At 38.9% G+C, this 17,276-nt stretch carries 14 protein-coding genes; 1 reads left to right on the top strand and 13 read right to left on the bottom strand.

The annotated features are described in order from the left end of the window. Nucleotides 1–3: 3 nt before the first annotated feature. Together BMG01_RS00655 and pcrA are read right to left on the bottom strand one after the other, a co-directional pair. Nucleotides 4–492 (bottom strand): AAA family ATPase, encoded by a 489-nt coding sequence (locus BMG01_RS00655; RefSeq protein ID WP_004914294.1) that lies wholly within the window; start codon nt 490–492, stop codon nt 4–6. Beyond that, the gene (gene pcrA / locus BMG01_RS00660; protein WP_004914291.1) at nt 489–2,738 is read right to left on the bottom strand and encodes a DNA helicase PcrA; all 2,250 of its coding nucleotides are present in this window, start codon (nt 2,736–2,738) and stop codon (nt 489–491) included. The genes BMG01_RS00655 and pcrA overlap by 4 nt, the downstream gene beginning before the upstream one ends. Before the next feature lie 174 nt (nt 2,739–2,912). On the opposite strand from pcrA, the gene BMG01_RS00665 reads away from it, so the two are divergent. Next, a complete protein-coding gene (locus tag BMG01_RS00665) occupies nt 2,913–3,419 on the top strand; it encodes a GNAT family N-acetyltransferase (RefSeq protein ID WP_036067043.1) in 507 nt (168 codons plus the stop codon). Nucleotides 3,420–3,448: 29 nt separating this feature from the next. Here BMG01_RS00665 and BMG01_RS00670 read toward each other — a convergent pair whose 3' ends face one another. The 11 genes from BMG01_RS00670 to BMG01_RS00720 form a co-directional block, all read right to left on the bottom strand. Continuing rightward, nucleotides 3,449–4,081, bottom strand: coding sequence for a glycoside hydrolase family 73 protein (locus BMG01_RS00670; protein WP_004910855.1), 633 nt, complete (start codon nt 4,079–4,081; stop codon nt 3,449–3,451). Continuing rightward, a complete protein-coding gene (cydC, locus tag BMG01_RS00675; RefSeq protein ID WP_004910854.1) occupies nt 4,081–5,802 on the bottom strand; it encodes a thiol reductant ABC exporter subunit CydC in 1,722 nt (573 codons plus the stop codon). The genes BMG01_RS00670 and cydC overlap by 1 nt, the downstream gene beginning before the upstream one ends. Continuing rightward, complete coding sequence (cydD, locus tag BMG01_RS00680) at nt 5,799–7,526, bottom strand: thiol reductant ABC exporter subunit CydD (protein ID WP_004910852.1); 1,728 nt, start codon at nt 7,524–7,526, stop codon at nt 5,799–5,801. The genes cydC and cydD overlap by 4 nt, the downstream gene beginning before the upstream one ends. Before the next feature lie 93 nt (nt 7,527–7,619). Beyond that, nucleotides 7,620–8,633: a cytochrome d ubiquinol oxidase subunit II gene (cydB, locus tag BMG01_RS00685; protein ID WP_004910851.1), complete on the bottom strand. Its 1,014-nt coding sequence runs from the start codon at nt 8,631–8,633 to the stop codon at nt 7,620–7,622. Further along, nucleotides 8,633–10,108 (bottom strand): cytochrome ubiquinol oxidase subunit I, encoded by a 1,476-nt coding sequence (locus tag BMG01_RS00690; RefSeq protein WP_004910849.1) that lies wholly within the window; start codon nt 10,106–10,108, stop codon nt 8,633–8,635. The genes cydB and BMG01_RS00690 overlap by 1 nt, the downstream gene beginning before the upstream one ends. Nucleotides 10,109–10,309: 201 nt before the next feature. Next, complete coding sequence (locus BMG01_RS00695) at nt 10,310–10,609, bottom strand: DUF1292 domain-containing protein (RefSeq protein ID WP_004910847.1); 300 nt, start codon at nt 10,607–10,609, stop codon at nt 10,310–10,312. Nucleotides 10,610–10,688: 79 nt separating this feature from the next. Next, a complete protein-coding gene (gene ruvX, locus BMG01_RS00700; RefSeq protein ID WP_004910845.1) occupies nt 10,689–11,120 on the bottom strand; it encodes a Holliday junction resolvase RuvX in 432 nt (143 codons plus the stop codon). Further along, nucleotides 11,120–11,371: an IreB family regulatory phosphoprotein gene (locus BMG01_RS00705; protein ID WP_004910843.1), complete on the bottom strand. Its 252-nt coding sequence runs from the start codon at nt 11,369–11,371 to the stop codon at nt 11,120–11,122. The genes ruvX and BMG01_RS00705 overlap by 1 nt, the downstream gene beginning before the upstream one ends. A gap of 101 nt (nt 11,372–11,472) precedes the next feature. Then, nucleotides 11,473–14,154, bottom strand: coding sequence for an alanine--tRNA ligase (alaS, locus tag BMG01_RS00710; RefSeq protein WP_004910842.1), 2,682 nt, complete (start codon nt 14,152–14,154; stop codon nt 11,473–11,475). A gap of 250 nt (nt 14,155–14,404) precedes the next feature. Next, nucleotides 14,405–15,739 (bottom strand): aspartate aminotransferase family protein, encoded by a 1,335-nt coding sequence (locus tag BMG01_RS00715; protein WP_004910840.1) that lies wholly within the window; start codon nt 15,737–15,739, stop codon nt 14,405–14,407. 64 nt (nt 15,740–15,803) lie between these two features. After that, on the bottom strand, nt 15,804–17,234 hold the full coding sequence (locus BMG01_RS00720) for an APC family permease (RefSeq protein ID WP_004910838.1): 1,431 nt from the start codon (nt 17,232–17,234) through the stop codon (nt 15,804–15,806). Between the last annotated feature and the right edge of the window lie 42 nt (nt 17,235–17,276).

A 17,276-nucleotide genomic window follows, 5' to 3' on the forward strand; every position in this document is an offset into this window, starting at 1 on the left:
ACCTCACTGATGATTAATTCGTTGCATGATAACTGCGATAGCTTGTTTCAGAGTAGTCGTTTGATTAAAGAGTATTTCGTTTGACAATCCAAGATAATCTTTTTTTCGATACCACTTGGCAACATCTGACTCTGTAAATGATACAAATTTTTTTGTTCGATGACGATTAATCGTTTCTGGCAACGTCAAATCATAATAGACGGGTATAACAACGTCAAACTTTTTTAAAGCAGATTGTAACATTTCTTGATATACATCTTGCCGTAAAATACCTTCCAAAATCACAATGTCCACATGCAAACGACCAAATTCAATTAATTCGGCCATCAAATTAATGGCTAAATTGCCTGCATGATCATCAACTTGTAGCATTTGTCGGCGAACAATATCTTGTGAAATTAGAAAACTATTATCACACTGGTCATGTAAAGCTTGTGCTAACGTGGTTTTACCACTTCCAGAATTGCCTCTAATAATGATAAATGTTGTCATTCGACACGTGTAATTGGTGCGAAAGCGGCCAAAAGTTGCTTAACCCCTTCAGAAGGAAAAGCGACTTTCAATTCTTGATCTTGGGCGTCTCCGGAAACGGCGACCACTGTCCCAATGCCCCATTTTTTGTGTGATACTTTATCGCCAGCTCGCCATGGCGTTTTATCCGCCCCAGTCGTACCTGATGTCGTTTTTGTTACAGGACTTGCTTTATAGGTTGTTGCCGTTGCACGCTGCGTACGATTGTCAAACGGTAAATGGCGGTCTAAAGTAGTAGAACTATTAAATCCACTATTAACCATGTCGAGTAGTTCAGGAGATATTTCATCAATGAAACGCGACGCTTCATTAGATTGTGTACGACCATAAAGCAAGCGTGAATAAGCGTTTGTTAAGAACAACTTTTTCATTGCACGTGTAATACCCACATAAGCCAACCTGCGTTCTTCTTCAAGTTGATCGTCATCCATCATTGAACGCGATAGCGGGAAAATACCTTCTTCCATGCCGACAAGAAATACCACAGGGAACTCCAAACCTTTGGCAGCGTGTAATGTCATTAGTGTCACTGCGCCATCACCTTCTTCAAAATCATCTAAATCGCTCATCAGAGCAGTTGAACCAAGAAAATCTGTCATTGGATCAACTGAATCAGGATCATCTGGATTGTATTTAGCATCAAACTCTTTGGTAACTGACAAGAACTCCTCTAAGTTTTCTAAACGTCCTTGACTTTCCGGATCATTTTTTTCTGCTAACATTTTGCGATAACCGGAGGTCGTCATTGCCATTTCTGCTAATTCAGTAACATTCAAGAACTCAGCTTGTTGACGCAGATTGTGCATCATTTCAGCAAAACTAATCAGCTTAGAAGCGGCTTTTGCTGTAATTTCAGGCGCTAGTTCAATATTTTCAATGGCACCCATATAGGACAAATCCATACGATTGGCAAAAGCACGTAAACGATTAATTGAAGTTGCGCCAATGCCTCGTTTGGGTTCATTCACGATACGTTCAAACGCAGCATTATCTGATGGATTGGTGATTAAATTCATATACGACATAATGTCTAAAATTTCTTTACGCTCGTAGAATTTATGCCCACCTACCATCGTATATGGCATATTAGCTTTAACCAAAGCTTCTTCAATGCCTCGTGATTGGGCATTGGTACGATACAAAACAGCAAAATCACTGTACGCCATTTGTTCCGTTTGTCGCATTTTTTGAATATTTGATAAAACAAAATTAGCCTCGTCACGTTCACTTTGTGCACGATAATAAGTTATTTTGTCGCCTTTGCCATTTTCAGTCCATAAGTTTTTGTCAATGCGCTCATTATTGTTGTTAATAACAGCATTGGCGGCGTCCAAAATATTTTGTGTCGACCGATAATTTTGCTCTAACATGACGGTATGCGCATCAGGATAATCTTTCTCAAAATTTAAAATATTATTCATATTAGCGCCACGCCAGCCATAAATGGACTGATCTGCATCACCGACTACTGCTAAATTACGTGATCTTTTGGCTAACATATTAACAATTGTATATTGCGCATCATTTGTATCTTGGTACTCATCGACGTGTAAATACTCAAATTGATTTTGATATTTTGACAATACATCTGGTACTTGGTTGAACAAATCGATTGTCAGCATAATCAAATCATCAAAGTCCACACTTTGCGCACGACGTAATTCAGATTGATAGGCAGCATAAACTTCTGCGACAGTTTCTTCGTAAACATTTCCGGCTTGTTTTGCATATGCTTTAGGTGTCAACATATCATTTTTGGCATTGGAAATCGTCCCTAAAATTGTTCTGGGATCATATTGGTTTGTGTCAAGATTTAAATCATTAATCACTCTTTTGAGCAAAGTACGCTGCGCACTAGTATCAACAATGGTGAAATTACGTGATAAGCCAATATTTTCACCATCACGTCGCAAAATTCGTACTGCTAAGGCATGAAATGTTGATACCCAAATTTCTTTTGCCACTTCAGCATCAACAAGTTGGGCAATTCTTTCACGCATTTCTCGTGCTGCTTTATTAGTAAACGTAATTGCCAAAATGCGCCAAGGATAAATATTTAAATCTTGTATGAGATGTGCAATACGATGTGTCAACACACGCGTTTTTCCTGAGCCAGCACCAGCCATAATCAATAATGGTCCCTGTGTCGTTTGTACTGCTTCTGATTGTCGATCATTCATTCCTGAAACAAGTGTTTCTAATGGCATATTGTTGTCCTTTATCTGTAAATTAGCTCTTTCTATTTTACCACCAATAGGCCGATATCTCTATTCACTGCATCAGGATTTTTTATTACCCGTTATGATAAAATATCAAATTGTGTTAAACTATGAGTGACCAAATCCCATTTTATGGACAAAACAAAAGAAAGTGTATCAAAAATGAAACTTAGACCATTAGAGAAAAGAGATTTATCCTATATTTATGAACAGGAAAATTCTCGTCGCGTCATGGCACTTTGGTTTGAGGAACCTTATTCTTCATTTGACGAACTACAAATTTTATATGATCGTCATATTTTAGATCAAACTGAACGCCGCTTTGTTATTGAGGATAACGAATCGTTCATTGGTGTCGTCGAATTAATGGATATCGACACGCTTCATCGTCATACTGAAATTCAAATTATTATACATAGTAAATATCAGGGCCATGGTTATGCACAAAGTGCGATGAAAGCCGGCATTGAATATGCCTTCACAGTGCTTAATATGCACAAAGTCTATCTGTATGTCGATGTCAAAAACGCAGCAGCTGTTCATATTTATAAAAAAATTGGTTTTATCGCTGAGGGAACCTTGCGAGAACATTTCTTTGCCGAAGGTCGCTACCATGATAGTCTCATGATGGGTATTTTTAAATCAGAATTTGAAAAATCAACAAAATAAAAACTAACAATTACAAAAATTGTTAGTTTTTATTTTGTGGGCACATCAAATCGATCAAGATGCCACGTTTGAATGATTGTAGTTAATTTTTTGGCATAGGAAGGATCGGTCGCATAGCCATCTTGCGTCAAAGCTTGTGCAGCAGTGGCATAGTCCTTTGCCGCCAAAACGTGTTGATATTGGTTTGTATTCCAACTAGTCCCACGATACAAGAGCATCGCGTGAGCTTTCATACTCTCTTGCCAACTACTGTAAGCAGCAAAACGCCCTTGAATCGTGATCCACTGCCCATTTTCATATTCTTTAGTTGGCAATATCACACTTTTTTGTCCTGCGTCTGCCTTGATGCCGTATAAATTATGATATTGAGTTGCTAATGTACTTGTATTCCAATTGGATTCTAAAATGGCTTGCGCAATACTAATTGAGGCAATGACATGATATTTTTCTTGCAATTCACGCGCATACGGTGCTAATTGATTAATCCAAGCAGCTTTTTGAGCATGGTCAGCATCCTCTGATTGTGTTTGTTGCCGTTGATAAATAACCGTCTCTGAAACCATAGAGGCAACGACCACCAAAGCAAAAAGGCCACCGATTAACCATAATAATCGTTGTTGGCGCAGTTTTTTTTTGGATTTACGACGCTTTTTCTTTGCCATTAATATTGATCCATTAGTAGTAGTTGCTTAAATCTTTCTGATTCATCACGAAGAAGTGATGGTTTACCTGACAAAACAAATTTGCCTGCTTCTAAAAAGTATACTTTATCAACATTTTCAATACCTGTCAAATGATGCGTTACCCAAATAATCGTACGATCTTGCAAAACTGAAAAGATTTGTGTCAAGACATCATGTTCAGTTTTTGGATCAAGAGATACTGTTGGCTCATCCAAAACAACAATAGGTGCTGCCTGCAATAAAATACGCGCCAAGGCAAATCGTTGCTGTTCACCACCTGAAAATCGAGCGCCAGCTTCACGCATTTGTGTGTGATATCCCTCTGGCAAAGCGTCAATTAGCGGTTGTAAACCAGCTTGTTTGATGGCCTCTGCTACTGCATCATCAGAAGCATGAATATTACCCATGCGCACATTATTCAATATTGTTGAATCAAATAAATAAGCTTGTTGATCCAAAACAGCTACCAATTCTGACATTTTTGGCTGTAATTGGCTAACTGGCTGACCACCAATAGTAACTTCGCCTTGATTTGGATTGATATCGCCTGCCAGCAGTTTTAATATAGTTGTTTTACCAGCACCCGAACGGCCCAATAATGCAATTTTTTCGCCTGATGTTATTGTCAAATCTAAATGATCAATTATTGTTTTATCAGCATAAGCAAACGTTACTTTATCAAATTTCACTACCGTATTTTTAGGAATTAGTGCACTTTCAATCTTTTTAACTGCGGGCAACTGATTCAAGCGTGTCATACTATCTTCATAAACCGATGCTTCACTAACGCCTTGATTAACACCAACAAAACTATCAACCAATGGGAATATTGCTAATGTGAAAGCTGCGATATAGTTGACCAAATCACGGTCATTAGCAAATTGATTGCCCGCCCAAATCAATGTTGTAATCGTCAATAATAATACCAACATTTGAATTAAGAAATCACGCCACCACCCAAATTTCATACTTTTATTTTTAACACTAGCCAATTCTGACATCACTTTGCCCTGCCGTGAGACCAAATCAGCTTGTCTACCCGAGAGCACCCAGTCCTGTAATCCCAAGATAGCATCCGTCGCTTCAGTATAAAGTTGATTCTGTAAAGCTTTTTGACGGCGAACACCATTGTAATTCCATTTTAAGCTTAGCAAAGGAATCACGATTAAAATAACAGCCAGTATAAAAAACCACCACAACATAAATTGCCAATTAACAACGCCAAATCCAATGCTGACAAAAATATACAACATGATGCCAGCACCGAGTGGAAATAGTGTTCTGAGATAAAGATTTTGCAATCGATCTAAATCATCAGCTAACAAACTAAGTATATCACCCGTCTGCATACGACCACGAATGCTACCTGCTGTGCTCGCAACACTCTCATAAAGTCGTCGCCTTGTTTTTGATACAATACGTAATACCCAATTGTGTGACACCAAACGTTGCGCATAGCGAAAGACTGGCCTTGCAATACCAAAAGCACGCGTTAATACGATAGGCACATAAATAATTAAAATATTTTCAGGATGTTGTGCCGACCTTGAAATTAAGAATCCAGAGACAAACATCAAAGCGCCTGCTGCAAAAGTAGTCATGAAGTTTAAAAATATTGACCAAAACAAACCAGATTTTTGTTGCCGCAAAAATGGCATAATCCAATGATCATTTTGAAGTAACTTTTGAATTTTTTTCATACCAATTTACCTCGATACAATTCATGACGTAGGTGATTAAGCGCACTATTTTCATCGGCTAACAATATTTTAGGCTCACCAGTTTCAACAATTTGACCATTTGCTATCACTAAAACATAATCCATTTGATCTAACCAATGTAGACGATGTGTCGCAAAGAAAACTAAGTGATTTGCTAAAATTGGCGCCATGGTTTGTTTTAATTCAACTTCAGTTTCAATATCCAAATGAGCAGTTGGTTCGTCAAAAAGCAACACTTTTCGTTGAGGATCAAGTAACATTCGCGCTAACGCTACGCGCTGCGCTTGCCCACCAGATAGCTGACGACCACTCTCACCTATCATTGTATCGAGTCCATCCGGCATTTCACGAACCAAAGAAGACAGTCCTGCCCGTTCAATAGCTGATTCAACCGTCACATCATCCGTATTTGGTGTATAAAATTTAATATTATCACGTAAAGAAGCATGAAAAATATAGGGAGATTGCGGCATGTAGAAAAACTGTTTTTGCCAATTTTGCTGGGTCAGGTGTGACAATGTTTGACCATTCACAATAATTGAGCCTTCATTTGGCTGCAAAAAACCGCCCAAAAGCTTCAATAGCGTTGATTTTCCTGAACCACTCTCCCCGACAATCGCAATTTTTTGATATCCTTTTGCACTGACGTTAATGTTTGTTAGTGTTGGTACCGTATCGTATGAAAAAGCAACATCAGCCAAATTTAATTCAGAATTCGTTTGCCACGTTGCCAGTGTCAACAAATCTTGTTCTGGAACACTTGGCATATCAATAACCGTTAATACGTCAGTCAGAGCATTTTTGCCGTTTAAAGTTGCATGATAATCATCTGCAAAGTTACGTAGTGGCAAAAAATATTCTGGTGCCAAAATTAAAATAGATAGTGCCGGCAAGAGTGTCATCTTACCATTCATAAGATCAAAACCCAAAAACACGGCCACAATTGCAATAGAAAGTGTGGTAAAAAAGTCTAATGCAAATGTAGAAGTGATTGCTATGCGGAGTGTCCGCATTGTCGTCTTACGATAATCCTCTGAAATGTTATAAATTTCTGACCCATAAGATTGTGATAAACCAAGCTGCTTCAATGTTGGCAAACCACGTAAAGCATCCACAAAACGATTATTTAAATTTTTAAAATTAGCAAACTCAGCATCCGCTTTACTCTGTGCAGCTAAACCAAGAATAATGAAAAATAAAATTACCACCGGAAAAATTAATAATAAAAATAACCCTTGTTCCCATTTTAAGAAAAAGATGTAAAGTAAAATCAACCATGGAATAATACTCAAATCAAAAACTTTAATCAGCAACAATTGAAAATAATTTTTGACATTGTCTAAGCCAACGCCAAGTGTTGTAACCGCATTTCCAGTACCTGATTTTGTAATGACACTTGGCCCAATTTCCGCGTACTTTGCCAGTAATTGTACACGATAAGACTCGACCGCCTGATCTGAAAAGTGGGCCATCAATGAATTTTTAAAAACGACCAGCAATTGCCGAACTAAAAAAGCAATCGCAAAAGCAAGCACTTGATTCACCACACTTGTGATACCATTACCTTGCCATAAAGCAACAAGAACTTTGGCAAGAAAAATACCCTGAAACAATATTGCAAATGCTTGTAATCCTGTAAATACAACCAGAGTTGCCAATATTTTTATAATGCCCGGCACGGCAAACAATCTTTTATCTATCATCTACTATCTATTGTTTGCTGAAAATTCAATTATTCAGCATACTCTCCTTAAACTAAAAAACGCTCACATCAATTGTAAACGTTTTTTGTTTTATTATTCAACCACTTTGTCCGCGACAATGCGCTTACGGAATACCCAGAAACTCCAAATTTGGTAAGCAAGGGTAATTGGTAAGGCAGTTAAGACGACAATAGTCATCACTTTTAAAGTGTAAGGTGACGAAGATGCATTAATGATTTTTAGGCTGTGTAATGGATCAGCTGCAACCATCACACGAGGAAACATACCTACAAATAGCAAAACGACAACTTCCACTAATGTCAAACCAGATAACACAAATGGCACACCCTCTTTTGTCTTAGCAATAGCCAAGTACCAACCAAGCAAGGTTGTTACAACAATTGCTACCAGAATTAGCAAAGTCCACAATGTTTTTGTTTGCAAAAAGTCAGTGTAGAAAAACAGCAAAACAGCAAACAATGCTTCACCTGCCAAAAGTAGTGGATACAAAACTTTTAGCTGTGTTAAAGCACGAACACGCAAATCACCATCAATCCGCAAACGCGTGTAGTTAAGGCCGTGAACATAGCTCATTAGTGCAACTGCGACACCGCCCACTAGTGTAAATGGCGTAACATAATCGAAGAATCCTGCCGAAATGTTACCTTTGGCATCCATTGGCATACCGGAAACCATCGCTGTAAAAATCATACCTAAGAAGAATGGTGCAATGAACGAAGACAGCGCAATCAATCTTTCCCAAAGTTGCGTACCTTGAATAGTTGGCATGTGCTCACGAAATTCAAATGACACACCACGGTAAATCAATGCCATCAAGACAATAAACAAAAGTAAATAAAAACCAGAAAATAGTGATGCATACCAATAAGGAAAGGCAGCAAAAGTGGCACCACCAGCAGTCAAAAGCCAGACTTCGTTGGCATCCCAATTCGGTCCAATCGCTTCATATAGCGCCTGCCGATCTTTTTGATTTCGTGCGTTAAAGGCAAACTGCATACCAACGCCAAAGTCATAACCCTCTAAGAATAAGAATCCTGACCACAAAACAGCTATTAATATGAACCATAAAATTTGTAGAAAACTCATTATGCTTCTACCTCACTTCCTGATAGATGTTCATAAGGGTCACGTGGTGAAGCTTCTGCTTCTTCCTCTGCATCCGGACCAGCATGAAGCACGCGTCGAGACAACCAAATCATGACACCACCCAAGGCAGCAAAAGTTAAGAAGTAAACAATGTTAGAAATCAGCAATGAAGCAGCTGAAACATTTGGCGAAACAGCATCTGCGATTGTCATCAAACCATAAACAACCCAAGGGAAACGACCCAATTCAGTGACCAACCATCCGGCTGTATTAACCACGAATGGGAAAAATGTCATAACACCCATTATCCATAAGAACCAGCGCTGAGACAAAATTAAATTAGACTTCTTACGGTTAAACCATAGTGCAACAACGGCGACAAGGCCAAGTAATCCAGCGCCCATTGCCATCACACGGAATGAATAAAACAACGTATTTTCTGGTACATAGTAGTTTTTGATACCATCAGTTGTTTTACCGTATTTCTTTTCAAATTGCTTTTCAAGCTCAGTTGTACCAGTAGTTTTCCCGCCAGTCAAAGAGTGATTACCAAGAATTGACAATGCATAAGGAATTTCAATTTTGGCAATGACACGATGTGTTGCAGGATTAGTCACTGAAATCAATGACCAAGGTTGTGCTTTATCAGTTCTTTTGGATGCATCAAGAGTTGTATCAACACCTTCCATGGCAGCGTACTTCATAGGCTGCATTGACTGCAACTCAAAGGCATGTTGATCACCCGTAATCAAGGCGCCACCAACACCAACCAAAGCAACAACTAAGGCAACATTAATTGACTTACGGAAGAAATCAATTTGTTTGTCACCTTTTTTTAATTTGAGCAATTTAAACGCTGCCATGCCAGCAACGATAAAACCACCTGTTACAAAAGTACCAACTAAAACGTGCGGAAATTCGATCCAAAGCTGTTTGTTTGTCAGCAGAGCACCAAAACTTTTTAATTCAGCTCGACCCATGTGGTTGTCAATTGCATAACCAACTGGATTTTGCATGAATGAATTGGCTGCTAAAATCCATAAAGCAGAAATACTTGATGCAAAAGCGACAACCCAAATAAAAATTAAATGAATGGCTGGCTTAAATCGGTCCCATGTAAACGACCACAAACCAATAAAGGTTGACTCCGCAAAGAAAGCAACCAAAGCCTCAATCGCCAATGGCGCACCAAAAATGTCACCAACGTATCTTGAATATTCAGACCAGTTCATACCAAACTGGAATTCTTGAATAATACCTGTCACGACACCCACAGCAAAACTGAGTAAGAAAATCTTACCCCAAAACTGTGTCATTTTTTTGTACGTCTCATCTTTTTTGATGACATACAACGTTTCCATTAACGCAACGACAACAGCTAATCCTATTGACATTGGTACAAAGAAAAAGTGAAAAATCGTGGTCATCGCGAATTGGAATCGCGCTAAATCTAGTATGCCCACTAATGCAACCATAACTATTCCTCCAACGTATTGGTGTCGATTATTATGACAATCAATACTTTCAAATATTCAACTTGATGTATTACACAAGAAGTTCTCTATGAATAGTTTATCACTTGATAAGCTTGATTTAAAGGCTTTTATAATTTTTTGCAATAAAAATGTACCTTGTAATTTGGTCAAACAAAATTATAAGGTACATTTTAATTCAATTTAGTTAAAGTTCGTATCATCGTCCAAGAAAGTGTTAAGCACTTCTTCGACCATATCCCACTCTTTGTCGTCTTCAATTTGAATAAGTTCTTCTTCGGTAGCATCACCATTTTCATCAGGGTTGAAAATGTAGGCTTGTATATCAACTTCCTCATCATCCTCAACACCCTCAGGGACTAACAAAATATAATCTTTGCTATATTCATCAGAATGGAACGTGAAGAGAATTTCATAAAGCGCTTCATCACCGTTTTCATCAATTAGGGTAATTTTTTGTACTTCTTGGTTATTTTCACTCATAGTCATTTCCTTTAACTGTTAATGATTTCATTATAACGTAAACGCGCTGATCCGTATACCAAGAACAGCGCGTTTTGAGTTATTTAGTTAATTTACCGTTCGCATCCAGATAATTCTGTAAAATAAATTCTGCAGCAATTTTATCAATGACTTGTTTCCGCTTTTTACGTGATACATCAGCTTCTTCAATTAACATGCGTTCAGCTTGAACAGTTGTGAGCCGCTCATCTTGAAAATCCGTGGGCAAATTAAAGTGCTCTTCAACCATTTTGGCGTATTGACGAGCTGCTTCGGCACGGGGCCCTTCACTGTTATTCATGTTTTTAGGTAGACCCAGAACAACACCCTTAACTTGCTTTTCTTTGATAATCTCACCAAGACGCTCTAGTCCAAATTGCTCTTCATCCTCGTTGATACGAATAATTTCGACACCTTGTGCAGTCCAACCCATTGGATCACTGACCGCAACGCCCACTGTTCGACTACCAACATCTAATCCTAATAGTCGCATTATTTATCTAAATAGGCGTGTACGAGCTCTTCAATTATTTCGTCTCGTTCGTGACGTTTAATCAAATTTCGAGCATCATTCAAACGCGGAATATAAGCTGGGTCTCCAGACATCAAGTAACCTACAATCTGGTTAATTGGATTATAGCCCTTTTCTTCCAGTGCATTATACACAATTTCTAATGTTTCATGAATATCCTTAGGCAACTGATTTCCAAAGTCAAAAACAGCCGTTTCATCTCCTACTGTCATGGTACACGCTCCTTTCTCTTCAAAATGCAATGTGATTGACACATTGTTACTTACTACTCACTATAATACTAAATTATTTTCTCAATCAAGTTACAAAAAAATTACTTATCAGCTAAGAAATCTGCAACGGCTGCCAATGCGTCTGTGATACCATCAGGATTTTTACCACCTGCTTGTGCCATGTCTGGTCTGCCACCACCACCACCACCAATTTTTGGTGCAATGGATTTAATTAAATCTCCTGCTTTGATTCCTTGCTTAATCGCTTCAGATGAAGCAGCAACAATCAAGCTCACCTTACCTTCTGCAGCTGATGCCAAAACCAAAATATCAGAGGGCTGCTTTTCTTTCCAATTATCAGCCACTTGTCGGAGACCATCAATGCCATTCACAGTCAGCGCTTTCGCAATATAACTGTGATTGTTGACTGTTTGAACATCGTCAAAAATCTCGCCCGATTTAGCATTAGCTAATTGTGCGGCAAGAGACTCATTTTGACGCTGTGTATTACGCAATTCAGCTTGCAGTTCGCTCACTTTATTAGGTGTATCTATTAATTTTTGTGCTTTCAAGCCATTAGCAATTTGTTTCAATGCTTTTTCTTCAGACTGGTATAATGCTAATGCTGCTAATCCTGTGACAGCTTCAATTCGGCGTACACCAGCGCCAATACCGGATTCGCTGACAATTTTGAAAATGCCTAGTTCCGCCGTACTATTGGCATGCGTGCCACCATCAAATTCTTTGTTAAAATCACCAATAGAAACGACTCGGACTTTTTCACCATACTTCTCACCGAACACCGCCACAGCACCCAGTTTTCTAGCTGACTCAATATCTGTTTCAACCCATGTAATCGGCAAATTTTTGGCAATTTCTTGGTTGACCATTACAGCAATTTCATCTAAATCATTATCAGAAACTGGACCATCATGGTTAAAATCGAAACGTAAGTAGTCAGGTTCAACAAGCGAACCAGCTTGATGCACATCCCCACCTATCACATTCCGTAGTGCTTGATCAAGCATGTGGGTCGCTGTATGATTTTTTGAAACAGCAATGTGACGTGCCATGTCAACTTCAAGCGTAACACGGTCACCTAAATTAAAGTCAGATATTACTTCGACGGTATGAATATGCTGTCCATTTGGCGCTGTCTGTACATCAACAACATGTCCAATGAGCGCACCAGCCTGATTTGAAATGTCACCAAAGTCAGGCACTTGACCACCCATTTCAGCATAAAATGGTGTCACATCAAATACAAGTTGCGTTGTTTGACCTGCAGTGGCACTATCTAATAACGCGTCAACACCAGCGCTATCTTGACCAATAATCGCAACAATTTCGGCATTTGAAACCTTTGTTTCAGACCATCCAACATACTTAGAATCCACTTTCAAATCAGTTAGAACAGCATTTTGAACACCCATTGACTTGTCACTAGAACGTGCTGCACGAGCGCGCTCACGTTGCGCTTGTAAAGCATCACGATAGCCATCAACATCAACTGTTAAGCCTGCATCAGCAGCTTGCTCTTGTGTCAATTCTAGGGGGAAACCATACGTATCAGACAGTTTGAAAGCATCCAGACCGCTAATTTGGTGTTGACCATTCTTTTTGGCGTCAGCAATCACGTCATTCAATAAAGCCAAGCCACCAGCTAATGTTACATTAAATCGTTTTTCCTCAGAGGCAATTGTTTTTTGAATTTTCGTTGCGTTTTCTGAAATTTCTGGATAATAACTCACCATAATTTCACCAACAACTGGGACTAACTTAGTCAAAAATTCGCCCTTAATGCCTAACTTTTGTCCATGCAATACAGCACGACGAAGTAAACGACGGATAACATATCCGCGTCCTTCGTTTGACGGCAACGCACCATCACCAATTGCAAATGTGATAGCACGAATATGATCGGCAATCACTTTAAAACTAGTATTGCTTTCACTATCTTGACTATCATCATAAACAAAACCATCTGTTAAAGCTTCTGTGGCATGAATAATAGGCAAGAAGAGATCAGTATCAAAGTTAGTTCGACCATTTTGGAAAACAGAAACGACACGTTCCAATCCCATACCTGTATCGATATTTTTATGTGGTAATTCAGGGTATTGCGAATTATCAGTCAACCCCGGCAAATGATTAAACTGTGAAAACACGATATTCCAAATTTCTAAGTACCGTTCATTTTCACCACCGGGATACATTTCAGGATCATTGTCTGGTAAATCTTGAAATGCTGGTCCCCGATCAAAGAAAATTTCTGAATCAGGACCTGATGGGCCCTCACCGATATCCCAAAAATTATCTTCTACTTCGTAAATATGGCCATCTGGTAAATCTGTTTTTTCCTGCCAAATTTGTTTTGCTTCTTGATCTTTCGGGTAAACAGTGACATAAAGCTTTTCTTTATCCAAACCATACCACTCTGGACTCGTGAGCAGTTCCCATGCCCATGGAATCACTTCGGCTTTGAAATAGTCACCAATTGAAAAATTACCCATCATTTCAAACAAAGTATGATGACGTGCTGTCTTGCCTACATTTTCAATATCATTGGTACGAATAGCTTTCTGAGCGTTTGTAATACGCGGATTTTTAGGCACCACTGTACCATCAAAATATTTTTTTAATGTCGCAACACCTGAGTTAATCCACAATAGTGTTGGATCATCTTGCGGAATCAGATTTTTTGAAGGCACGATTTCATGCCCTTTAGAAGCAAAAAAGTCTAAAAACATTTGACGAATTTCTGCTGAACTCAACTCTTTCATGACAAGTTTTCTCCTTAATTAATATAAAAAGACCAAAACAAAGTGCGGACGCTTTACCGTGGTACCACCGCAATTTGTAATGATCTTTGATCTTTACCTTTATAGCTCATAACGCCGAGACGCGGTGATTTTTCAATCACATCTAGTTTTGGGAGCACAACCTCATATACGTGTGTTTTTCATCAGCCAACACATTTCTAATTGACAATACACAAGGCCATATATCCAATGCCAAATCAATTATATCATATCACCAACCAATATGACTATCAGTTTGTGGTAATACAATTTTTCCCGCTTCTAAATCTGAAAAAGCCTGATCAATAATCGCCAACGCTTTGGTTAGTTCTTCTTCCTTAATGACTAGTGGGGGCTGAAAACGTAAAATATTGCCTCTCAAGCTAATCATAATCGCGCCAAGCTCAAATATACGGTATATCAATTGATTGGTCGCATGCGTGTCTGGCTGTCCTTGATTATCAATGATATCAATGCCGCCATTTAAGCCATACATGCGAACATCACCGATAAAATGATAACGTTGTGCTGCATTTTCAAAAAATGTTTTTGCAATTTTCCCTAATTCATACGAACGCAAAACCAACTGTTCTTGCTCGATAATGTCTAATGTCGCCAGCGCTGCTGCTGCCGTGACTGGATTACCGGCCGTTGTATAAACGTTAGCAGGCGCTGATAAACTCGACATGATATCTCGACGTCCCACAACTGCACTTAATGGTAAGCCACTTGCAATTGATTTACCAATGCTCATCAGATCAGGTACTATACCAAAATGATCAATAGACCACATTTTTCCTGTTCGACCAAGCCCTTGATTAACTTCATCAACAGCAAACACAATATTATGTTCACGCGTAAAATTATAAACTAACGTCATAAAACGTTGTGGGGCTTTAACAATGCCACCATCACCTTGAATTGGCTCGATAATGACTAACGCCACTTCATCGGCGGGTAAATAGGTTTCAAATGGTAGCATAAATTGTTTGAATAGTCGATTAGAAAAATCGTCATCACTTTCATTAACCAAGCGTTGCGTTTGATCGGGATATGGTACTTTAATAACATCTGGCAGTAGAGGGCCAACTTTTCGCGTCATATTCAAACTCACACCTGAAATTGACATAGAGCCATACGTCGACCCATGATAAGCACCAGTGAAGCTAACAACATAGGATCGGCCAGTATATCCGCGAGCAAATTTGATAATCGCATCATTAGCATCAGAACCAGAATTGCCAAAAGCGACTTGTTTATCAAAATTTCCTGGTGCAATATCTGCCAGACGTTTTGCCAACTGAGCTGTTGTTGTGTTAGCAAAGTAAGCCGGCGTATACTGAATTAATTTCTGCGCTTGCTGGGTAATTGCCTCAACCACTTTTGGATGTGAATGCCCCGTATTGGTAGCACTAGCACTGGCTAACAAATCAATATAGTCGTGACCATTGGCATCAGTAATAATGGCACCACTACCATGATCAATCACAATATCAAAATACTTAACTCGTGTTGCATCAGCTAAATAAACCTTTTCTTCATTTAAAATTTCCGTATTTTTCGACATATGAGGCAGCTTTCATTTATGATTTGTGTACAATAAAAGCCCTGAAACAACAGGACTTTGTCAATTAATTTCGAGATAATTTACTATGTTTGGCACCATAAATGGCATAAATTATCAAACCTAGTGCAAACCAGCCAAATGCGTATATTTTAGCCTGATCATCTAATTCATAAAAAATGAATCCTGATCCTAAGGCAGCTAACGCTGGTAACACAGGATAAAATGGCATTTTGAAGCCAGGTTCTTGAATATCCTTACCTTCACGTGGGCGCAAAGCATAAATACCAAGGGAAACAATCATAAAGGCAATTAATGTACCAGCAGAAATCAAACCAGCTAACTCAGTGAAACTGAAAACCGATCCAATCAAAATTGCAATTACTGATAATGCTAATAACGCATTGTTAGGAAGCCCCTTATCGTTAACCTTACCCAAAAAGTTTGGCAACAAACCATCACGTCCAAAAGCATACAGCAATCGTGATCCTGCAAGCATCATACCAATGATGGCTGTGAACATACCAATCAAAGCAACAATAGACAATAGATTTGAAGTAAAGACATGTCCTGACTGCAATAATGCCCAAGCAGCTGGCGCAGCATTGTCAGCATACTTAGAATAAGGGAACATACCAACCAGAACCAAAGCAACCGTAACAAACAAAATCGTAGCAATGATGAGTGATCCAATAATACCACGAGGCATCGTCTTCTTTGGGTTCTTTGCTTCAGCGGAGTTAGCTGCAATCGAATCAAATCCGATATAAGCCAAGAATATTTGTGAGGCACCGGCGAATATGCCTGTCCAACCACCGAACTCCGTACCAGCCTTGTGCGCTGGAATAAATGGTACATAGTTACTAGGATGAATTGCTGTCAAACCAACAGCAATAAAAATCAAAATGACAGCAACTTTACCGATAACCAACACATTTTCTACTCGAGCGGTTGTATTTGTACCTCGCCAAAGTAAAATAGCAACAATCAAAACAGCAAACAAGGATGAAATATCAATTATGCCACCATTACCTGCAACAAATGATCCTGCTAACGCTTTCGGCAACGCTAAATGATGAGACGCTAAAAATAGTTTGAAATTAGCTGACCACCCTGACGCAACGAATGCAACAGCAATAAAGTACTCAGCCAAAAGTGCCCAACCAGCTATCCATCCAAAAACCTCACCAAACACAACATTAGCCCATGAATAAGCAGAACCCGCAAATGGCAATGCAGATGCAAATTCAGCATAGGCAAAGGCCGCAAGTCCGGCCACTATCGCAGCAATAACAAACGAAATTGCAACTGCTGGTCCCGCATGATTAGCTGCAACAATTCCCGGTAAAGTAAAAATGGCTGTGGAAACAATAGTTCCAATTCCTAGCGCCAACATTTCTTTGACACCCAAAGTTTTACGTAAGTGTCGATCACTTTCCGTAAAACTTACAGGCGACGCTTTGTGAAACCAGCCTGTTTTTTTATTTAATTCTGACATATGTTTATCCCTTCAACGCTTAAAAGTTATTATAATATATTA

It is taken from the genome of Leuconostoc sp. BM2 (assembly GCF_002095565.1).
Taxonomy (GTDB): Bacteria; Bacillota; Bacilli; order Lactobacillales; family Lactobacillaceae; genus Leuconostoc; species Leuconostoc falkenbergense.